Annotated in this window: 17 protein-coding genes; 7 read left to right on the plus strand and 10 right to left on the minus strand. The window is 72.1% G+C overall.

Features of this window, described 5'->3' with window-relative positions; translation table 11 throughout:
* Positions 1-187: 187 nt before the first annotated feature.
* Both ACSHXN_RS38150 and ACSHXN_RS38155 read right to left on the minus strand, forming a co-directional pair.
* Entirely contained in the window at positions 188-565 is a 378-nt protein-coding gene (locus ACSHXN_RS38150) for an anti-sigma factor antagonist (protein WP_383353534.1), read from the minus strand.
* A 435-nt stretch (positions 566-1,000) separates the two neighbouring features.
* Positions 1,001-2,236, minus strand: a complete 1,236-nt coding sequence (locus tag ACSHXN_RS38155) for a hypothetical protein (RefSeq protein WP_438305521.1) — start codon at positions 2,234-2,236, stop codon at positions 1,001-1,003.
* 355 nt (positions 2,237-2,591) lie between these two features.
* Between ACSHXN_RS38155 and ACSHXN_RS38160 the strand changes: the two genes are divergently transcribed.
* From ACSHXN_RS38160 to ACSHXN_RS38170, 3 genes are all read left to right on the plus strand, one after another.
* Entirely contained in the window at positions 2,592-3,941 is a 1,350-nt protein-coding gene (locus ACSHXN_RS38160) for a transaminase (protein WP_438305523.1), read from the plus strand.
* A gap of 43 nt (positions 3,942-3,984) precedes the next feature.
* Positions 3,985-4,425 (plus strand): Lrp/AsnC family transcriptional regulator, encoded by a 441-nt coding sequence (locus ACSHXN_RS38165; RefSeq protein WP_355131621.1) that lies wholly within the window; start codon positions 3,985-3,987, stop codon positions 4,423-4,425.
* Positions 4,426-4,554: 129 nt separating this feature from the next.
* Positions 4,555-4,809 (plus strand): DUF5133 domain-containing protein, encoded by a 255-nt coding sequence (locus ACSHXN_RS38170; RefSeq protein ID WP_355131619.1) that lies wholly within the window; start codon positions 4,555-4,557, stop codon positions 4,807-4,809.
* Positions 4,810-4,887: 78 nt separating this feature from the next.
* On the opposite strand, the gene ACSHXN_RS38175 is transcribed toward ACSHXN_RS38170, so the two are convergent.
* Complete coding sequence (locus ACSHXN_RS38175; protein WP_355131617.1) at positions 4,888-5,094, minus strand: hypothetical protein; 207 nt, start codon at positions 5,092-5,094, stop codon at positions 4,888-4,890.
* A gap of 317 nt (positions 5,095-5,411) precedes the next feature.
* Here ACSHXN_RS38175 and ACSHXN_RS38180 point away from each other — a divergent pair, with 317 nt between their 5' ends.
* Positions 5,412-5,897: an Lrp/AsnC family transcriptional regulator gene (locus ACSHXN_RS38180; RefSeq protein WP_356110021.1), complete on the plus strand. Its 486-nt coding sequence runs from the start codon at positions 5,412-5,414 to the stop codon at positions 5,895-5,897.
* Between the two features lie 179 nt (positions 5,898-6,076).
* Positions 6,077-6,562, plus strand: coding sequence for a DUF2000 domain-containing protein (locus ACSHXN_RS38185; RefSeq protein ID WP_355131615.1), 486 nt, complete (start codon positions 6,077-6,079; stop codon positions 6,560-6,562).
* Between the two features lie 68 nt (positions 6,563-6,630).
* On the opposite strand, the gene ACSHXN_RS38190 is transcribed toward ACSHXN_RS38185, so the two are convergent.
* From ACSHXN_RS38190 to ACSHXN_RS38200, 3 genes are all read right to left on the minus strand, one after another.
* On the minus strand, positions 6,631-7,425 hold the full coding sequence (locus tag ACSHXN_RS38190) for an N-formylglutamate amidohydrolase (protein ID WP_355131613.1): 795 nt from the start codon (positions 7,423-7,425) through the stop codon (positions 6,631-6,633).
* A gap of 89 nt (positions 7,426-7,514) precedes the next feature.
* Positions 7,515-8,372: a fructosamine kinase family protein gene (locus ACSHXN_RS38195; RefSeq protein WP_356109945.1), complete on the minus strand. Its 858-nt coding sequence runs from the start codon at positions 8,370-8,372 to the stop codon at positions 7,515-7,517.
* A gap of 110 nt (positions 8,373-8,482) precedes the next feature.
* A complete protein-coding gene (locus ACSHXN_RS38200) occupies positions 8,483-9,445 on the minus strand; it encodes an NAD-dependent epimerase/dehydratase family protein (protein WP_355131609.1) in 963 nt (320 codons plus the stop codon).
* 395 nt (positions 9,446-9,840) lie between these two features.
* On the opposite strand from ACSHXN_RS38200, the gene ACSHXN_RS38205 reads away from it, so the two are divergent.
* Positions 9,841-11,913, plus strand: a complete 2,073-nt coding sequence (locus ACSHXN_RS38205; RefSeq protein WP_356109942.1) for a SpoIIE family protein phosphatase — start codon at positions 9,841-9,843, stop codon at positions 11,911-11,913.
* A gap of 185 nt (positions 11,914-12,098) precedes the next feature.
* Here the strand turns inward: ACSHXN_RS38205 and ACSHXN_RS38210 are convergent, their stop codons facing one another.
* The 3 genes from ACSHXN_RS38210 to ACSHXN_RS38220 all read right to left on the minus strand — a co-directional run bounded on the left by ACSHXN_RS38210 (position 12,099) and on the right by ACSHXN_RS38220 (position 16,053).
* On the minus strand, positions 12,099-12,968 hold the full coding sequence (locus ACSHXN_RS38210; protein ID WP_355131605.1) for a DMT family transporter: 870 nt from the start codon (positions 12,966-12,968) through the stop codon (positions 12,099-12,101).
* A 521-nt stretch (positions 12,969-13,489) separates the two neighbouring features.
* On the minus strand, positions 13,490-15,817 hold the full coding sequence (locus ACSHXN_RS38215) for an FUSC family protein (RefSeq protein WP_438305527.1): 2,328 nt from the start codon (positions 15,815-15,817) through the stop codon (positions 13,490-13,492).
* A 17-nt stretch (positions 15,818-15,834) separates the two neighbouring features.
* Positions 15,835-16,053, minus strand: a complete 219-nt coding sequence (locus ACSHXN_RS38220) for a hypothetical protein (protein WP_355131601.1) — start codon at positions 16,051-16,053, stop codon at positions 15,835-15,837.
* A 270-nt stretch (positions 16,054-16,323) separates the two neighbouring features.
* On the opposite strand from ACSHXN_RS38220, the gene ACSHXN_RS38225 reads away from it, so the two are divergent.
* Positions 16,324-16,620 carry a hypothetical protein gene (locus tag ACSHXN_RS38225; RefSeq protein ID WP_355131599.1) on the plus strand — a complete coding sequence of 99 codons (297 nt, stop codon included), beginning with the start codon at positions 16,324-16,326 and terminating at the stop codon, positions 16,618-16,620.
* Positions 16,621-16,709: 89 nt separating this feature from the next.
* Here the strand turns inward: ACSHXN_RS38225 and zwf are convergent, their stop codons facing one another.
* Positions 16,710-18,086 (minus strand): glucose-6-phosphate dehydrogenase, encoded by a 1,377-nt coding sequence (zwf, locus tag ACSHXN_RS38230; RefSeq protein ID WP_356292016.1) that lies wholly within the window; start codon positions 18,084-18,086, stop codon positions 16,710-16,712.
* Between the last annotated feature and the right edge of the window lie 26 nt (positions 18,087-18,112).

The following is an 18,112-nucleotide window of genomic DNA, read 5'->3' on the forward strand; positions in this document are numbered from 1 at the left end:
GCAGAAGGCTCCGCCCACCGCAACATCCCAGTTCCCTCCATACGTTCGATGACCCACACTTTGTTGCCTGGTGACTACAGTTGTCAAACGGCAAGTATTGTCGCCGCCTAAGCCGCCCGCGTGCGCGAACGCCCACGCGGGCGGCGACGGGGCTGTGCGGTCGGTGTCCGGCGTGAGAGCCCGCGGGCTACGGCCTGCTCAGCGTGTCGCTCGTCCCCGCGAGGGCCTCTTCGGCGGTCCCGAAGGAGGGCACCGTGAGGCTGACGCCCGTGAGATCGAGGATGCGCCGCACGGCCGGGGCCGGGGCTATCAGCCCGACGGAGCCTTCGACCTGCCTGGTCTCCTTGTAGGCGCGGAGAATGATGTTGATGCCGGACGAGTCCATGAACGGCACCGCCGAGAGATCGAGCAGCAGATGCCGTCGCCCGTGGTGCACCTGGTTGGCGAGGTGATGGTGCAACTCCGTCGCCGTGTCCACATCCAGGAAACCCTTCACGACGATCAGCGCGACGTCCTCGCGGGGCATCGTCACATCGATGGACAGGGGGGTCTGCTCAGCCGACACAATGTCCTCCCATGGTTACGACGAGCGTGCGGGGCTCCGCTTACCCCGGGGCGAGCACCGGATGCAGCGCCGGCCACGCTCCGGAAGTGATCAACATCTCGCCGCCGGGGCGGTGCCCGGCGGCGATCCCGGCACCAGGTACCCCTCGAACCGCGCACCACACCTGCCCGTCGCGGCCCTGCGGCAGGTGGTGCGCACGGTGCCGCGCGTACTGATCCGGGCGGATGGAAATCGGGCACGCGGCGGACGCATACTTCGTCCAGGGGCGGGCACCAGATCGCAGACCGCTCGTGGGCGCCCACCCCCCTTGGTGCCCCGGGCCGTCCGGCCCCGCCCTTGCCATCCCCCCCGGCATGCGGCGGGGCCGGCTCTTTTCCTCCTGCGGGACACGGGGACATGCCCTCCGGCGGTTGCCGGAGGGCATGTTCGCTCCGGCTACCGCCGGTCGCGGGCCTGCGAGGGATCCGGCGAAGCGGGCGGAAGCGCGGGGGGCTCCCCACCAGGCCCGGCCGACGTGGTCTCGCCGTCCGAAGTGCCGGTGTCCGGCGCGCGGTCCTCGGCGCCGGACGGACGGAGCAGTTTGGCGCCCTCGCGCACGCGGTCCAGGGGCTTGGCCAGGGAACGCAAGGAGAAACCTTCCCGCTTGCGCTGCTCCTGCCGTGGCGCCGGCAGGGAGCCGAAGGACTCTCGGTAGGCCGCCAGTGCCTCATGGGCGAGGTCGGCCGCTTCCCGGTACAGATCCCGCGACTTCGTCATGGCGTCGAGGGCCTCGGCGTAGGCGGCGGCCTGTTGGCGCGCCATGGCCAGCTCTTCTTCCAGGGTCGTCAGGTGCCATTGCTCGCGCAGCCGGGTCAGCGCCTGCTGCGCCCCGTCGGGCAGCGGCGCCGGGGACCGGGCGGCACGTCGTACCGTCTCGATGAGTTCGGTGGGCAGCGAGCCGTCGAGGAACACCGAACGGACGCTGAAGTTCCTGTCGTCCGCGCCGGCCGTGGCCGGGCCCCGGGGGAGCACCACGGCGCCACCGCGCGGCACCCGCACCCCGAGGTCGTAGAGCGCCCAGTTGACGACCTGGAACTGCTCGGGTGCGGCCCGGTGCTCAACGACGCGATGGCGCAAGGACGGCGGTAGCAGGGGCGCCAGCGGGCGCCGCCCCCGCTCGTCCGGGGTCATCGCCTCGTGGACCACCACATGGATGCTCCACGAGCGGCGTGCGCAGTCCTTGAGCAGACGCCGAAGCGCACGGTCGTCCGCCGGCAGGGGGTTGATCCCGCGAAAGCGAAGACCCGGGACGACGTCGTGGTCCCAGGGGACGTCGGCGTCCTCGGGCCAGAAGACCGTGGCGGGCGAGAGCCAGCCCGGGTCCCAGGGCCGGTCCGCCTCGGCCACGAGCACCCAGCTCCGCTCGTCGTCACCGGGACCGGGCGCCGGCTCGATGTTCAGCCGGGCCCGCACCACGACGTCGTCGGCGACCAGCCATCGGGCCTCGAAGGAACGCTGAGCCACGCCGTCGTCCGAGCCCTCGAACTCGAGATGGTCCTGGACGACCTCGCTGCTGCGCAGCTCCCGCAGCCGACGGCGGACGGTCTCCTCGGCGCCCGGGACGGGATACCGCCCATGTGCCAGCCACACGGTGTCGGGGGCTGGGGCGGGGACGGTGGGGGACTTTGCCATGGATCACTCTGCGGGGGTGAGGGCGGGGGACGCCTCCCAGTATGGTCCGCGCACGCCGCGGGCCCGGAGGCGAGGTCGGTCATGATCGCTTCTTCCACCGTAGTGCCCGGCCATGCATTGATGTACGCCACATCGACGGGACACGCGTTTCGCGTCAGGAATCGACCCCCACGGACAGTGTCCGGGCAGGTGGACTCCGTGCCTGCCGCGGGACGTGCCGTCGATTCCCCCAGGTGCCCGCCACACGTGATTCCATCGTTCGATCAACGGATTCTGAGGTGAGGGTCTTGTATCGGTGCGGAATCCCGCCGTACGGTCCACGTCATCACGTGTCGCCGGAAGTCTGGGGTACACCATGGACCGCGCCCGACTGCGCCGGCTCCTCGCCCGCGAGAGCGCCGAAGCCCAACAACTGAACCCGCGTTCGAAGGCCGCTTACGAACGTGCCGACCATCTCTTCGGCCGGGTGCCGATGACGTGGATGAACAAGACCGCGGGAGCGTTCCCGCGCTATCTGGCCGCGGCCCGCGGTGCTCGCGTCACGGACATCGACGGTCACGAGTACATCGACTTCTGCCTCGGTGACACCGGCGCGATGGCCGGTCACTCGCCGGACGCGGTCGCCGCCGCGGTGCAGCTGCGGTTCACCGAGCTGGGTGGTGCGACCGCGATGCTGCCCACGGAGGACGCCGAGTGGGTCGGCGCGGAACTGACCCGGCGTTTCGGCTTGACGCGCTGGAGTTTCTCCCTGACGGCGACCGACGCCAACCGGTGGGCGATACGGCTCGCCCGGGCGGTCACCGGCCGTCCGAAGATCCTCGTGAACAGCTACAGCTACCACGGCAGCGTCGACGAGTCGCTGATCGTGGTGGGTCCCGACGGACGCGGGGCCGCTCGGCCCGGCAATGTGGGCGCGCCCTGTGATGTCACCCTGACCAGCAGGGTGGCCGAGTTCAACGATCTCGCCGGGCTGGAACGGGAGCTCGCCCAGGGTGATGTGGCGGCCGTCCTCATGGAACCCGCGCTCACCAACATCGGGATCGTCCTGCCGGAGCCGGGATACCTCGACGGCGTCCGCGAGTTGACCCGGCGGTACGGCACCCTGCTGATCAACGACGAGACGCACACGTTCTCCGCCGGTCCGGGAGGCTGCACCGCGGCCTGGGGACTGGAGCCGGACGTGCTGACCATCGGCAAGGCGATCGGCGGCGGCGTTCCGGCCGGTGCGTACGGACTGTCCGCGGAGTTGGCCGAGCAGTTGCTCGGGCGCGCGGACCTGGACCTCGTCGACATGGGCGGTGTCGGGGGCACCCTGGCCGGCAACGCGCTGTCGGTCGCCGCGACCCGCGCGACCCTCGAACACGTCCTCACCGACCAGGCGTTCGCCGGCATGGACGCGCTCTCGAGGCGGTTCGAGGCCGGTGTGCGGGCGGGGATCGAACGATGGAACCTGCCCTGGTCGGTCTCGCGGCTCGGCGCCCGCAGCGAATACCGTTTCGCGAACCCGGCCCCGCGCACCGGTACGCAGTCCGCGGCCGCCTCCGACACCGATCTGGAGGACTACCTCCATCTGTATCTGGCCAACCGGGGTCTGCTGCTCACGCCGTTCCACAACATGGCGTTGATGTGCCCGGCGACCACCGGCAAGGACGTCGACACCCACACCGAGGTGTTCGGCGCCGCCCTGTCCGAGTTGTTCGGCTGACGCGGATCGCCCGGCGGGGCAAGGACCACCGGAAAGGAAGAGCGTGGACGAGATCGACCGGGCCATTCTTCGTGAGCTGCAGACCGACGGGCGCATCGCCTACTCCGACCTCGGTCCCCGGGTCGGTCTCTCCGCCTCCGCGGCCCGGCAGCGTCTGCAGCGGCTCCTCGACTCCAAGGCCGTCCAGGTGGTCGGAGTCACCGATCCCATGCGGATGGGCGGCCAGGCGATGGCCCTGCTCGGAGTCGGGGTCGACGGGGATCCCCGCGCCGTCGCCGAGGAGTTGGCCGCCCACGAGGAGGTGGTCTACTCGGTGCTGACGTCGGGAGGGTTCGACCTGTTCGTGGAAATCGTCTGCGCGGGGCCCCGTGAACTGCTCGATTTCGTCAACGACGTGGTACGGGAGGCCGATGGCGTCGCACGGATCCAGTCCTTCCCGTACTTCGGCATTCATACCCACCGGTTCCTGTGGAATGTGGGTTAGGGGGAGTTGTGCGACGTTCCGAGCTGCGAGCGGCGATAGCATGTCAAAGTGCCCCTCCGGGAACGTAGTTGCGCATGAACCGTCCGTGACGGGGCACCCGGCTCCAAAATCGAGAGAGAGGGCCTGGTCGTGCTCGTTCCGGATTCGAAGGTCGTCAGAGGGCTGCTGACCCGGTACGCCTCCCTGCAGATCGCTCTCGCCGAACGGGAGACGCCCGAGAGGGTGCGGGAACTCGAAGATGTCAGCTACACGCTGTGCATCATGATGGGGACCCGGAGTGTCTTCGACGCGATCTCGGCGGCGGACGCGCTGCTCGTCGCGGAGGCTCAGGTGGTCGGCGCCCAGGAGTCGGACGGTGAGAGCGGGCTGCCGGTGCCCGCGTGACACGGCGATTTCCGCCACCGGTCCGGGATCACCGCGCCACGGCGGGGGTCGCGGGACGGTGAGTCCGGAGCGGAGGCATCAGGGCAGCAGCTTGTCGAGCGCGGCGTGCCCTTCGGAGGCGAGTTTGCGCTCGGCCCATGCCAGAGCGCTGGGGGTGATGTCCCTGCCCGAGGCGAGGACCAGGTCGTCCGGTGAGGTCTCCGGGGGAGCAACGTGCAGCAGATGGTCCGGAGTGGCGTGATCATCGGACGGACGACGAGACGCATCAGGCTGTGACGTCGACATCTTGTCTCCTATGCGAGTCGATCCGCAGTGGTGGCACCCGCCGACCGTCGCGGGGGGACACCACCTTTCCCTCACTTTTCATCGAGATGACGCCGCGCGCATCCCGGGAGGCCAGGCCACGCCCGACACAAGGCCGACCGTGATCGACCGTTCACACAAAGTGAGTTGACGTTCGGTGTGCATGACCGGACATGGCGGCGCAGACCTGCCCGGCCGAGTCGTCGTAACCGTTCCCGGCCGGGCGGCGTGCCCTGTACAAGATGCGGAACGATGGGCGGCACGCCGCACTTCATACGGCGTACGGTGGACGCATGGACATGGACCCACTGGACCGCGCCCTGCTGCGCGAGCTGCAGGACGACGCACGGCAGACGAACCGGGACCTCGCCGCCAAGACCGGTGTGTCCCCGTCCACCTCGCTCGAGCGGGTGCGGCTGCTGCGTGAGAGGGGGGTCATCACCGGTTACCACGCGGCCGTGGAGCTGGAGGCGCTGGGCCGTCCCGTGCAGGCCCTCATCGCGGTCCGGATCCGGCCGCCGGCCCGACCGGTCATCGAGGGGTTCCGCGAGTGGGCCGCCCGACTGCCGGAAACCATCGGGCTGTTCGTCACGTCCGGTTCCCACGATTTCCTCATCCATATCGCCGTCCCGGATGTCAACGGCGTCTACGCCTTCGTCATCGACCGTCTGACCGAGCGCCGCGAGGTCGCCGACGTCCAGACCACCCTGGCGTACGAACATGTCCGCTCGCGCCGCATCGAGCCCGTCGCGGAGCGGCCGCGCGAGCGGCGCAAGGGCCGCTGACACACCAAGACGTCATGGCCGCACATGTGGTGCCGCAGACGCGGGATCGCCGCACGACGTACGGTGCCACGCCGCTCTCGCCCCCGTCTTCCGAGTGAAGTTCGGCCACGGTGTTCTGCTTCCGCACGGCCACCTACGCTTTGCGTGCCAGACCGCAGAAATGCACAGGAGAGCAGACAATGGCCGACGAAATGACACCCGCCGCCCCCATCGGCTTTGCGTCCGAGGAGATCGACCCGACCGTTTCGACCCGTGCGGCGCGCCTGAAGTGGGTCGTGGTCGTCGACCGCGACCTTCCGCCGGGGCGCGCCGTGAACGCCGCGGTCTGCGCGGCGGCTGCCACGCAGTCGTCGGTGGCGGGACTGCTCGGCGAGGACACGGCAGACGCCGAGGGCACCGTCCACCCGGGGCTGCCCTGGAGCGGCTGCTCGATCCTGGCCGCGGACGCGGCGGCCCTCCGCGCGATCCGTGCCAAGGCGGCGTCGTACGCGGACACGTTCGTCGCCGACATGCCCGCCCTCGCCCAGGAGACGCTGGTCTACGCGGACTACCGCGCCGCCCTCGGCAAGACCGCGGCCGAGGACGTCGCCTACTGCGCGGTGAGCATCGTGGGTCCACGCAACCGGGTCGGCAAGCTCGTCGGGAAGCTGCCCCTTCTGCCGTGAGCGGCGGGTGCGCCGCTCACGGGTGTGCGGTGTCCGCGCCGTGAGCTCCCGAACCGGCCGCCCCCGCCTCAGGACACGGCGTCGACCACGGCCGCCAGCGCCGAGGCGAGTCGGGTGAGCCCGGGCCCGGCGGCCCCGCCGGGCTCCGCCATGTAGGTGTCGCGCCGGATCTCCACCATCAGCGCGGCGACCCGCGAGTCCGCCCCGTAGTGCGCCAGGGGGACGTACGTCCCGGAGAAGGGGCTGTCGACCTCCGTCCCGCCGAACTCCGCGAACGCCTCACGCGCCCGGTCGAGCAGGCCCTGCGGTGTGTGGAAGGGGTCGGTGCCCAGACACACCGGCGGGCGGCGGCCCTCGCCGTGCAGCTCGTAGGGCAGCCGGGCGGTGGGGTAGGAGTGGACGTCGAGGACGACAGCCCGCCCGGTGGCCGCCAGCCGGCCGGCGACGGCCTCCGTCATCGCGCGTGCGTACGGACGGAAGTAACGGCCGATCAGCGGTTGCGGGTCGAAGCCGGCGGGGCGCAGTGCCCGGCGGTGCGTGGTGCGGGTGTAGACCGCTCCCATCCCCACGGCGAGCATCTCCTCCCGCTCGTCCGGGAACCGCTCGGGGTCGACCACCAGCCGCGACAGCCGGTTGACGAATCGCCACGGCGGGGCCGTCGCGGTCTGTGCGGCGAGATCGGCCAGAACGTCGGTGTGCGCGTCGGTGATGTGGTCCAGCTCGCGGTCGAGTCCCGTGTCGTCGAGGAGGATGCCGGCCCGCACGTCCGCCGGTATCCCGCGGGCGGAGTGCGGCACATGAAGAATCACGGGGGACTCCTCGGCACCGGGCAGCAGGGCGAACGGCGCGGCGGCGTGGGACACGGAGGCTCCTTACGGTGCGGCGACCCGGTGACGCTACCTCCGGGCCGTGCTCGGCCGGCACCGCGGCCTTCCGCGACCCTGCTCCGCCGTCACCCGGTCAGGGCCGCACGTGCCGCCGCCAGCGCCTGCTCGGCGTAGCCGCGGCCGAACAGCACCGTGTGCACCAGGAGCGGGAAGAGTTGGTGCAGCCCGATGCGGTCCCGCCAGCCCTCGGCGAGCGGCGCCGTCTCCTGGTAGCCGTCCAGCACACGGTCCAGGTGCGGGCAGCCGAACAGACGGAGCATGGCCAGATCGGTCTCCCGGTGCCCGCCGTGCGCGGCCGGGTCGATGACCCAGGCCTGTCCGTCGGCGCCCCACAGGACGTTGCCGTTCCACAGGTCACCGTGCAGCCGGGCGGGCGGCTCGGCGGGGCCGGCCAGTTGCGGCAGCCGCTCGCAGACCCGCTCCACCACGGCGGCCTCGGTGCGGCGCAGCGTGCCCTCGTCCACCGCACTGCGCAGATAGGGGAGCACCCGGTGCTCGGCGTACCAGACCGGCCAGTCACCGCCCGCGACGTTGCGCATCGGGGCGAGACCGATGTACGCGTCCTCGGGACCGTCCGGGGGCGGGGCGCCGAAGGCGGGTGCACCGGCCGCGTGCAGGGCGGCCAGGTCACGGCCGAAGCGGGCCGCCGCCCCGATGCCCGGCCGACCCTCCGGGACACGGTCGGTGACCAGCCATCCTTCGTCGTGGCCGTGCACGGCCGGGGCCCGCACCGTGCCGGAGTCCGCGAGCCAGGCAAGACCCGCCGCCTCGGCCCGGACCGCGCCGGGATCCGAGCCGCGCTTGACCATCACCGCATGACCGCCGTCGAGGGTCACTTCGGTCAGCGCCCCGGACACCGGGCGCTCATCCGCCACCGGGCGTCCGGTGAGCCGGGCCGCCGCGGCCCCCGGGCCTTCGGACATGGTCGGCACCTCGTCGCATCGCTCAGGAACCTCCGGGAGGAGGCCGGACCACACCGTACGACGCGGGCGGTCGCGGCCGCTCGGCCGATGCGCACGGCGGCCCACCGGGTTCAGCGGCCGAGGGCGGTGCGGAACCACTCGATCGTGCGGCGCAACCCGTCCTCGGTGTCCACCTCGGGCTCCCAGCCGAGTTTGCCGCGGGCCAGCGTGATGTCCGGGCACCGCGCGGCCGGGTCGCCCGTGGGCCGCGCGATGAAGCGGATCTCCGAGGGGGAGCCGGTGAGCTCGATGACGAGACGGGCCAGGTGGAGCACGGTGACCTCGGTGGGATTGCCGATGTTGACCGGGCCCCGCATACCGTGTGCGGCCGCCGCGAGGATGCCGCGCACGGTGTCGTCGATGTAGCACAGTGAGCGGGTCTGCCGACCGTCACCGGTCACCGTGAGCGGCTGGCCGCTCAGCGCCTGCCGGATGAAGGTGGGCACGGCCCGTCCGTCCTGGCCGCGCATCCGCGGACCGTAGGTGTTGAAGAGCCGCACTATGCCGGTGTCGGTGCCCTTCGCCTCCGCGTGCGCGGTGGTCAGGGCCTCTCCGAAACGCTTGGCCTCGTCGTAGACGCCGCGCGGTCCGACCGGGTTCACATGGCCCCAGTACCCCTCGTCCTGGGGGTTCTCCTGCGGGTCCCCGTAGACCTCGCAGGTCGAGGCGAGGACGAAGCGGGCGCCCGAGCGATGGGCGAGGTCCAGGGCGTTGCGGGTACCGACACTGCCGGTGTCCATCGTGTGCAGGGGCAGCCGCAGACAGTCGGCCGGTGAGGCCGGTGAGGCGAGATGCAGCAGGAGATCGGGAGGCCGCCCGACGGTGAACCCCTCGGCGATGTCGGCCTGTATCAGCGTGAATCCGGGCCGGTCCAGCAAGGCGGCCACGCTCTCGCGCCGGCCGGTGCTGAAGTCGTCCACGCACGTGACCGCGGTGCCCGCATCCAGCAGGGTGGCGCACAGGTGCGAGCCGATGAATCCGGCGCCGCCGGTGACGACGGCGTGTTCCCAGTGCCGTGACAAGGCGTTGGCCATGCACATCCTCTTCCTGTGTCGGCGACTGCGTATCGAGCGCGCTCGGCACCGGACGGCTGACGACGCGAGGGCGCCGAGTACCCCGATCAGCGTCCGTCGGCCGGACGCGGGAGGCTCGGTGGTCTACGGCAGACGGGTGACTCACGGAGAGCGAGTGCCCAGGTCGGGGCCCTGCCGCCGGACGGCGGGTGCGCGTCGGGCCGCGCGGGCCGGTGACGGCCGTTGCGGACACGGTCCGTCGACGGGCGGTCCCGTGACCGTGACCACGAGGCGGACCATGGCTCCGGCGGTTCTCGCTGGCTTGCCCCGCTCCGGGGACACTATGGAGTGAGGCACAGCGCCCACCACGTGGCAGGAGCAGAGGCGTGGTACCGGCTGTGAGAGGAAGAGCGGGCATGGGCAGGGCGGAGTTCTTGGGGGCAGACCAGGGCCCGGCTGCGGCCGGCCCGGCGGTGCCGCCCAGCGGTCTCCTCGATCTGCTGAATGTCGCGGCGGTGGTGCTGGACGCGGAGGGCCGGGTGGTCTTCTGGAGCCCGCAGGCCGAGGAACTCTTCGGGTACTCCCCGGCCGAGGCACTCGGCGAGTTCGCGGCCCGGCTGATGGTGCACGAGGAGCACTGGGACGAGGTCATCCGGCTGTTCGGCGCGGTCATGGAGTCCGGCATCGGCTGGGCCGGAGCCTTCCCGATCCGGCACAAGGACGGCAGCACCCGCCTGGTGGAGTTCCGCAACATGCGATTGCTGAACGACGTCGGTGAGTCCTTCGCCCTCGGCCTCGCCACCGACCACGCGACCGTCATCCAGGTCGAGCGGGACGTGGCCCTGTCCGCGCGTCTGGTGTCGCAGTCCCCGATCGGGCTCGCCATCCTGGACCCCGACCTGCGCTACCTCAGCGTGAACCCGGCATTGGAACGCATCCACGGTCTGACGGCCGCCGAGCACCTGGGGCGGCGGGTCAGGGACGTCCTCACCTTCCTCGACGGCGTCGCCATCGAGCGCGTGATGCGGCAGGTCATGGAGACCGGCGAGCCGGTCGTGGACCGCTATGTCGTCGGCCGGACCCATGCCGACCCGGATCACGATCATGCCTGGTCCGTCTCGTATCACCGGCTGGAGGACTCCGGCGGGCGCATGCTCGGCATGGCCGACTCCGTCATCGACATCACTGAGCGCCATCGGGCCGCCGCCGAGGTCGCGGCGGCCCGCCAGCGCCTGGCGCTGATCGCCAAGGCGTCCGCCTCGGTCGGTACCACCCTGGGTCTGGAACAGACGGCGCGCGAGCTCGCCGACGTCGTCGTCCCGGACCTGGCCGATGTGGCCGCGGTGGTCGTGCTCGACCGGGTCCTGGACGGCCGGAGCGCGCCGGGCGCGGCCTCGGGCCGGTTCCGCTCACTGGCAGTCAGCGCGGCCCACCCGGCGGGGACCGAGCACGCGGCCGGCCCGCTCGAGGAAGCCGCCGCGCACGACGCCGACCGGCTGATCACCAGGAGCATCCAGACCCGCAAGCCCGTCGTGGTGGCCCGCACCAGCCACCGGGATCCGCTGGGCGTCGTGCATCCCGAGGAGGCCACCCCCTTCCTCGCGGCCGCCGGAGTGCACTCGTACCTCGCCGTACCGCTGGTGGCCCGAGGAGAGGTCCTCGGCGCCCTCGACCTCAAACGCACCGACGCCGGCGGGCCCTTCACCGAGGACGACGTGTTCCTCGCCGGAGAACTGGCCGCCCGCGCCGCGGTGTCCATCGACAACGCCCGCTGGTACCAGGCCCAGCGTCAGACGGCCCTCACCCTGCAGCGCAGCCTGCTCCCCGTGCTTCCCTCGTACCTGCCCGGCCTGGTGGTCGCCTGCCGCTACCAGCCGGCCGGAGCCGTCGGCGAGATCGGCGGCGACTGGTTCGACGCGATACCCCTGCAGGGGGAGAAGTCGGCCCTGGTCGTCGGCGACGTCATGGGCAGCGGGATCAAGGCCGCGGCCACCATGGGCCAGCTGCGCAGTGCCAGCCGGGCGTTCGCCGAGCTCGACCTCGCGCCCGCCGAAGTGCTCCGGCATCTCGACCACCTGACCGAGGGTGTCGAGCAGACCATCGCCACCTGCATCTACTGCGTCTACGACCCCCACCGGGGCGAATGCCAGATCTGTCTCGCGGGCCATCTGCCGCCGGCCCTCATGCGGCCCGGCCGGGCCGCGGAGCTGCTCGACCTGCCCACCGGCGCCCCGCTGGGGGTCGGCGGGGTCCCCTTCGAGACCGTCACCGTCGCCTTCCGCCCCGGCGACCAGCTCGCCCTCTACACGGACGGTCTGGTCGAGACCCGGCGCGACCCGATCGACGCCCGCCTGGACACCCTCCTCGACGCCCTCACGGCCACGCACGGCCGCAGTCCGGAGGAGGCGTGCGACTACGTCCTGGACGCGCTCCGCCCGCCGGGCGGCGAGGACGACGTGGCCCTGCTGATCACCCGGGGCAGAGCCTGACCGGACGCGGCGGACCGGCCGCGTCGATTGCCCGGTCCGCTCCGCTCCTGTCGGGTCACGTACTGCTCGTGGCCGGGGGGCGGGGTGAGGAGGCGGCTGTCGGAACCCGGGTGCCTCGCCTGCCCGGCCGTGCGTCGGTGGTCGCCGGACGCCCGCGTTGCCGCAGGCGCGCGAGTGCCCGGGCGTCAGCGACCGCCGCTGTCCGTCGCGGCGTGCACGGTGGGCACCACCCGGCTCAGCAGGAGCACCCCCCACAGGATGCAGCCGACGCCGATCGCCTCCGGGAGCACCCACCAGCCCGTCCGGATCCGCTCCCCGAAGAGGGTGATGCCCAGCAGCAGGCTCACCGTGGCGTCACCGATGGTGAGCGCCGGCTGCGACGCGGCAAGCCAGCCCGCCTGAAGGGCGTTCTCCAGCAGCAGGACGGCGCAGACACCGGTCAGCGCGAACCCGTACGTCTGCCAGGACGTCAGGAAGGCGCCGAGACCCCGGTCGGAGAACGTGCCGGTGGCGGACTTCAGCAACGCCGCGGTGAGGGCGTTGCCGATGGCCGATGCCGTGGCCAGTACGGCGGCACGGAACAGCGGCGGGCGACCCGGGCGGGCGAGGGCGACGGCCGCGGTCATGAGCCCCACGCAGAGCGCCACCGCCGGGATCCAACGGACCATGGGAGCCTGGTCCTCCACACCGGAAGGGGCGGCGGCGCCCAGGACGAGCGCGAGGCCGGCGACCACCCCCGTGATGGCCCACCAGACCGGGGGCGGCAGCCGGCGGCGCATGAGCGACGCGCCGATGAGCAGGGCGAAGGGCAGCTCGAGGACGAAGAGCGGCTGGACCAGGGCCATCGGGCCGTTCACCAGGGCGAGCGCCTGGAACAGTGCCGCACCGGCGACCCCGGCGACTCCGATCGTCCAGGCCGGACGGTGGGCGAGTGCGATCAGGAGCCGCAGACCGCCGCCGCGGGCGACCGTGGACGCCGCCTTGCGCTGGAACGCGGTCCCCACCGCGTTGCTGGCGGCCCCCAGCACGGCGAACAACGCGGCGAGCACGATCATCTTTCCAGCATGCCCTGTGCCGGGCGCCGGTGCGCCGCAGGCCGGGCCGCGCGACGCCGGGGCGAGGGCACTCGCAGGCCGCGGGACGGTACGCACCGGGCGCCGCGGCAGCACACGCCGGACTCCCCGCGGGGTGGGTGTCGAGTCCGGGAACGAGGTCCCGGCGCGGGCGCTCCGACGCATCGGCACCACCCTGAATTCAACATGAGCAAAAGGGAATTCCCGCAGTGGCCGGCTTCTGCCGCGACGAGAACCGCCCTGACGGCGGCGATCGCCCCGGGATCGTCCGGGCCGTTCCCGTGGGCTCAGGACCCGCCGCCCCTGGGCTGTCCGGCGGTGGTGCGACCGCTGTGCCATACCGTTCGCACACGCGTTCATCGTCGCCCGTGATGGAGCAGGGGAAGGGGCCCTCGGCGCAGTCCCGTCGACCGGCCGGGCCAGCCCGTCGAAGCCCAACTCGTGGCGGTGACCCTCATGTTCGGCGTGCGGGAGCGGGCGGTGGCCCGGCACCTTCTCCGTGGTCAGTCCGCAGGGGAAGGTGCCGGCCCGGTCGCGCCCTGCGGTCCGCTCGGCCGCGCCGCGGCCGCCAGACTCGGCTGGAGCCGGCGGGCGGCATCAAGATGGTCGGCGGTCCAGATGATGCGGACTGCGGTGGCGGTGGCCTGCCCGCGGTCGTCGGTGAGGTCCTGCCGCAGCGAGTCGACCAGGCGCGCCTCGGCCGCCGCGTTGTGCGGCAGCGGATCGGGCACGGGGGTGTGCCGCGTGAGGCCCGTGGCCAGGGCCCGGTACCAGCCGGACACACGGCCCGCGATGGTCGTCAGGACCAGGCGGGCGTCGGCCCGGTCCGTCTCGCTGTGCGCCTCGCCGTCGTGCTGCCACAGGCCCAGCACGGCGTCGGCGGCCAGCCGCAGGCCGACGATGCCGGTGACCAGGGTGGTCATCTCGGCCAGGGGCACCGGCTTGGGGCCGCGTTCGGCGAGGTAGCTGCGGAAGGCGTCGTCGAGTCTGCGGGCGGCTGCGGCCGCCCGACGCCCCTCGTCCAGCGGCGCGCCGGGCGGAACCGGACCGGAACCGCAGCGGCCGACGGCGTACTTGACCGCCCCGGCGAGATAGCGGGCACTGTCCGTGTACGCCCTGGCGAGGGCACGGTCGACCGCGGCGGCGGCGCCACGCGGCCAGAAGAGCAGGCCCACCACCACGCTCACGGCGCATCCGATGGCGATGTCCTGAAGTCGCAGCAGGGCGATGTGCCAGTTGGGGTCGTGGCCGATGTTGAACAGGATGACGAGGGTGATGGTGAAGGCCGCCTGACCGGCGGCGAAGGAGATGGCGCAGGGCGCGATGCCCGCGACCAGGACGGCCAGGGGCAGCAGGAACCACAAAGACGTGCCGTGATGCCCGAAGATGTGCAGCAGCCCGGCTCCGATCACCGAACCCGCGATCGTACCGCCCAGGGCACGCAGCGCCTTCTGACCCGTGTTGAGGGCGTTAGAGCGCAGCACCGACAGGGTGCCGAGAAGCACCCAGAACGAGTGCGCTACACCCGCCAGGTCCGCGAGGGCGACCGCCGCGCCCAGGCCGAGCGCGCCCCGGAGACTGTTGTGCAGCCAGACCGAGTGCCGCTGCAGATGTGCGGCGGCCCGTTCGCTCGCCGCTGCCAGCGGTGCGCTCAGGCTGCCGGGTTCGTGTCCGAGCAGACGCTCCGGCCAGCTGCGCCGTTCGGCGGCCGCGGACAGTTCGACGTTCTCGGCGATCTGGAGCGTCGCGAAGCCCAGTTCCTGAGCGCGGAACGACAGATCCAGGGTGCCGAGGAAGGCGCTGACCGCCGACGCGGTGCCGGGCGCGGGCCGGTGTGTGGGCAGTCGGGTGGTCGCGCTGCGCTCCATGTCGTTCATGGCCGAGCGCAGATCCGCCAGGGCGGCGTGGAGGGCGTCCGACGGGTCGCCCGGCGCGTCGAGCAGGTCGGCCGCCCGGTCCAGGGTCTCGGCGGCGGCCCGGCGTACGGAACGGGCCGCTCGGTCGCAGGAGGGCGGGTCCTCGCGCGGGGTCACGCTGTCGGCCACGATGCTGCACAGCCAGGTGAGTTCGTCGACCAGGCGGACCAGGGCGCGGGAGCCGACGGACAGCCCGGTGGGCCGGTAGAGGGTGCCGTCGAAGGCGCGCCGCAGGTCGTCGGCCGCGGCGGCGGCCTCGTCGGCGGCGGCGTGGCAGTCACCGCCGCTCGGCGCGTGCGGGCCACGGGCCAGCCGGGCGGCGTCGGCGCGCAGTTGGGCCGCCACCGCGCGGCACACCCGCGAGGCGGGTGCGCTGAGCGGATCGGCCGCCGGACGCGGCCACAGCAGGGAGATCGCGAGCAGCGCGGCGGCGGCCGCGCATCCCGCTCCGGCGAGTCGCTCGGGGAGCTGCGACGGCGACGTGGGTGTGGTGACCGGGAGGACGAAGGCCAGCAGCAGCGCCGTCGACGCGCCCGCGAGGACGGAGCTGACCACACCCGAGAAGAGGATCAAGAACGCCACCACGACCGTGGCGGTCACCGCGAGCCAGGTCTCGCGGGCCACGAGCGTGCCGACGCAGATGAGCAGCCCCCAGACCACCGCGAGGCCCAGATGGGCCCGCAGCCGCTGCACCATCGGTCCCGTGAACTCCACCAGGAGCAGCATCGCGAACGAGCCGAACGCCGCGAAGGTCGCCATCGTCGGTGAGCCGAACACCTGGCCGCACAGCGCGAACAGGGCGGGCATCACCAGTGCGGTCCGTCCGGCCCTTCGGGTCGCCGCCAGCTCCGGATCGTGCGCACGCAGCCATGCCGGAACCCGTCCGATCATCCGGGGGCGGCCAGGTCTGCGCACGCGCCCACACCGCTCTCTCAGCCGCTCCTGGGCCACACCTCGGGCCCACCGCCATGCCACTCGATCACGGGGGACTCGGCGACATCGACCTCGTCCCAGCCCTCGAGCCCGGCACGCTGAAGGAGCACCGCCAGCTCGTGCAGGCTGTACGCCATCCCCAGGATCTCGCCGTCGGCCCGGATGCGCCGACCGCCGGTATCCGACGGTGGGGAAACGATCACGCGACGCTCGGCCATACCCCCAGATTCACCCGTCGGAGGCGGGCCCGCATCCGCGGCCCCCCGGTCTGCGTCCGAGCCGGTCAGCGGGGCCCGACGGCCCGCACGGACAGTGATATCGAAATGTCGCCTGGTAATTGTGAAGGAGTGGTTGACGTGGCGCGCCTGGAATGCAAAAGTCCGGCAGCTGCACCACGCGTGACCAAGAGGTCACTCAGGCATATGCCGAAGGCTCCGAACAGGCATAGTGCCGCGTGAGTTCCACCTGCCCGAAACCTGAGGAAGAACATGCGCTACACCGCCGCCGCATTGGCCGTCGCCGCGCTCGTGTTGACGGGTTGCTCCCAGACGAGCTCCGGCAGTGACGGGTCCGCCGATCCGTCCTCCACCGCCGACCGAGCCGCCAGCGCGCAGCAGATAGCCGCCTGCACGAACGCCCTTGTCGCCAAGAAGAACGACACCGCGGACAGCGGCTCGCCGGAGTGCAAGACGCTGTCCCCCGAGGACTACCTGAAGGCGCTCCAGGCGGCGAAGGACAAGGCGCAGAACGGGGGTGCCGACGCGTCGGCGTCCGCCGAGGGGTAGCCGCCCGGGGACACCGCCCCCGCCGCCGAACTCGCTGTGAAGCGGCGGGAGCCGGCCGAGGAAACGGCGCTGCAGCCTCGCGGCGCCGTTCAGCCGGCCGGGGCGAGCCAGCTGTGGCCCACCGGAAGCAGGGCGTCGGTCTCCTTCGGGCCCCAGGTGTTCCGGGGGTAGGGGTGCACCGGTACGACGTCACCGAGGACGGGATCGACGAGGCGCCATGCGGCCTCCACGGTGTCCTGCCGGGCGAACAGCCAGCGGTCGCCGGAGAGCGCGGCGCCGATGAGCCGGTCGTACGGCCGCATGTCCGAGCCAGGAAGCCGGCTGAACGCCAGCTCCTCCTGCTGGGCCTGCCAGCCCTCGCCCGGCTTCTTCCCGGCGAGGGTGAGGGACACCTGGGTCTCGGGCCAGACGCGGAAGCGGAGCATGTTGGTGGCGGGCGCGGGACGCAGCCCGAAGACGTCGTGCGGAGGACGGCGGAAACGGATGCAGACGTCGGTGGCGGTCACGGGGAGGCACTTCCCCGCGCGGATGAGGATCGGGACGTCCGCCCAGCGCCAGGAGTCGGCGGCGAGCCGGACCGCGGCGAAGGTCTCGACCGTCGAGCCCGGGTCCACTCCGTCCACGTCCAGATACCCCTCGTACTGCCCGCGAATGACGGTCTCCGGGGTGAGCGGCCGCAGCGAGGAGACGACCTGGGCCTTGGCGTCCTGCCAGGAGCGCAGCCCCGGCCCGGAGGGCGGGTCGGCCATGACGGTCGCCAGCACCTGCACCATGTGGTTCTGCAGCACGTCCCGGATGGCGCCGGTGCGGTCGTAGAAGCGGCCCCGGTCGGAGACGTCGAAGGCCTCGGCCATGGTGATCTGGATGCTCTCCACGTGCGTACGGTTGAGCAGGGGCTCCCACACCGAGTTGGCGAAACGTGCGAAGAGGACGTTCTCCACCGGGTCGAGGCCGAGCCAGTGGTCGACACGGTAGATCGCGTCCTCGGGGAAGTACTCCTGCATCGTCGTGTTGAGCGTGCGCGCGCTGCTCAGGTCGTGGCCGAAGGGTTTCTCGACCATGACGCGGGCGCCCTTCGCCCGTCCCGCGGCGGCGATGCCCCGGGCGATCCGGCCGAAGAGGGAGGGCGGCACCTCCAGATAGAACAGGGCGCGTCCGCCACTGCCCATGGCCTCGGACAGCGCCGCGTACGTGGCGTCGTCGTCGAGGTCGCCGTCGACGTAGCGCAGCAGCCCGAGCAGCTTGACGGCCGCGGGCGACCCGGGATCGATGTGGTTGAGGGCGAGTGAGGCCTCGGCGTAGGAGCGGAACTGCTCGAGCCCCCAGCCGGCCTTCGCCACGCCCACCACGGGGACGTCGAGGACGCCGCGTTCGACGAGGCCCACGAGCGCCGGGAACGTCTCGAGTTTGGCCAGGTCGCCGGTGGCGCCGAAGATCACCAGCGCGTCCGTCTGCCGTGCTGTCATCGCTGACCCTTCTGTGCCGAAGCCGT

The organism is Streptomyces sp. HUAS TT11, from assembly GCF_051553595.1.
Classification (GTDB): domain Bacteria; phylum Actinomycetota; class Actinomycetes; order Streptomycetales; family Streptomycetaceae; genus Streptomyces.

Bases quoted from the DNA above. Each gene is read 5' to 3' on its own strand.
- ACSHXN_RS38155 (WP_438305521.1), bottom strand. From the start codon at position 2,236: ATGGCAAAGTCCCCCACCGTCCCCGCCCCAGCCCCCGACACCGTGTGG.
- ACSHXN_RS38160 (WP_438305523.1), top strand. From the start codon at position 2,592: ATGGACCGCGCCCGACTGCGCCGGCTCCTCGCCCGCGAGAGCGCCGAA.
- ACSHXN_RS38175 (WP_355131617.1), bottom strand. From the start codon at position 5,094: ATGTCGACGTCACAGCCTGATGCGTCTCGTCGTCCGTCCGATGATCAC.
- ACSHXN_RS38180 (WP_356110021.1), top strand. From the start codon at position 5,412: ATGGACCCACTGGACCGCGCCCTGCTGCGCGAGCTGCAGGACGACGCA.
- ACSHXN_RS38185 (WP_355131615.1), top strand. From the start codon at position 6,077: ATGGCCGACGAAATGACACCCGCCGCCCCCATCGGCTTTGCGTCCGAG.
- ACSHXN_RS38195 (WP_356109945.1), bottom strand. From the start codon at position 8,372: ATGTCCGAAGGCCCGGGGGCCGCGGCGGCCCGGCTCACCGGACGCCCG.
- ACSHXN_RS38200 (WP_355131609.1), bottom strand. From the start codon at position 9,445: ATGGCCAACGCCTTGTCACGGCACTGGGAACACGCCGTCGTCACCGGC.
- ACSHXN_RS38205 (WP_356109942.1), top strand. From the start codon at position 9,841: ATGGGCAGGGCGGAGTTCTTGGGGGCAGACCAGGGCCCGGCTGCGGCC.
- ACSHXN_RS38210 (WP_355131605.1), bottom strand. From the start codon at position 12,968: ATGATCGTGCTCGCCGCGTTGTTCGCCGTGCTGGGGGCCGCCAGCAAC.
- ACSHXN_RS38220 (WP_355131601.1), bottom strand. From the start codon at position 16,053: ATGGCCGAGCGTCGCGTGATCGTTTCCCCACCGTCGGATACCGGCGGT.
- ACSHXN_RS38225 (WP_355131599.1), top strand. From the start codon at position 16,324: ATGCGCTACACCGCCGCCGCATTGGCCGTCGCCGCGCTCGTGTTGACG.
- zwf (WP_356292016.1), bottom strand. From the start codon at position 18,086: ATGACAGCACGGCAGACGGACGCGCTGGTGATCTTCGGCGCCACCGGC.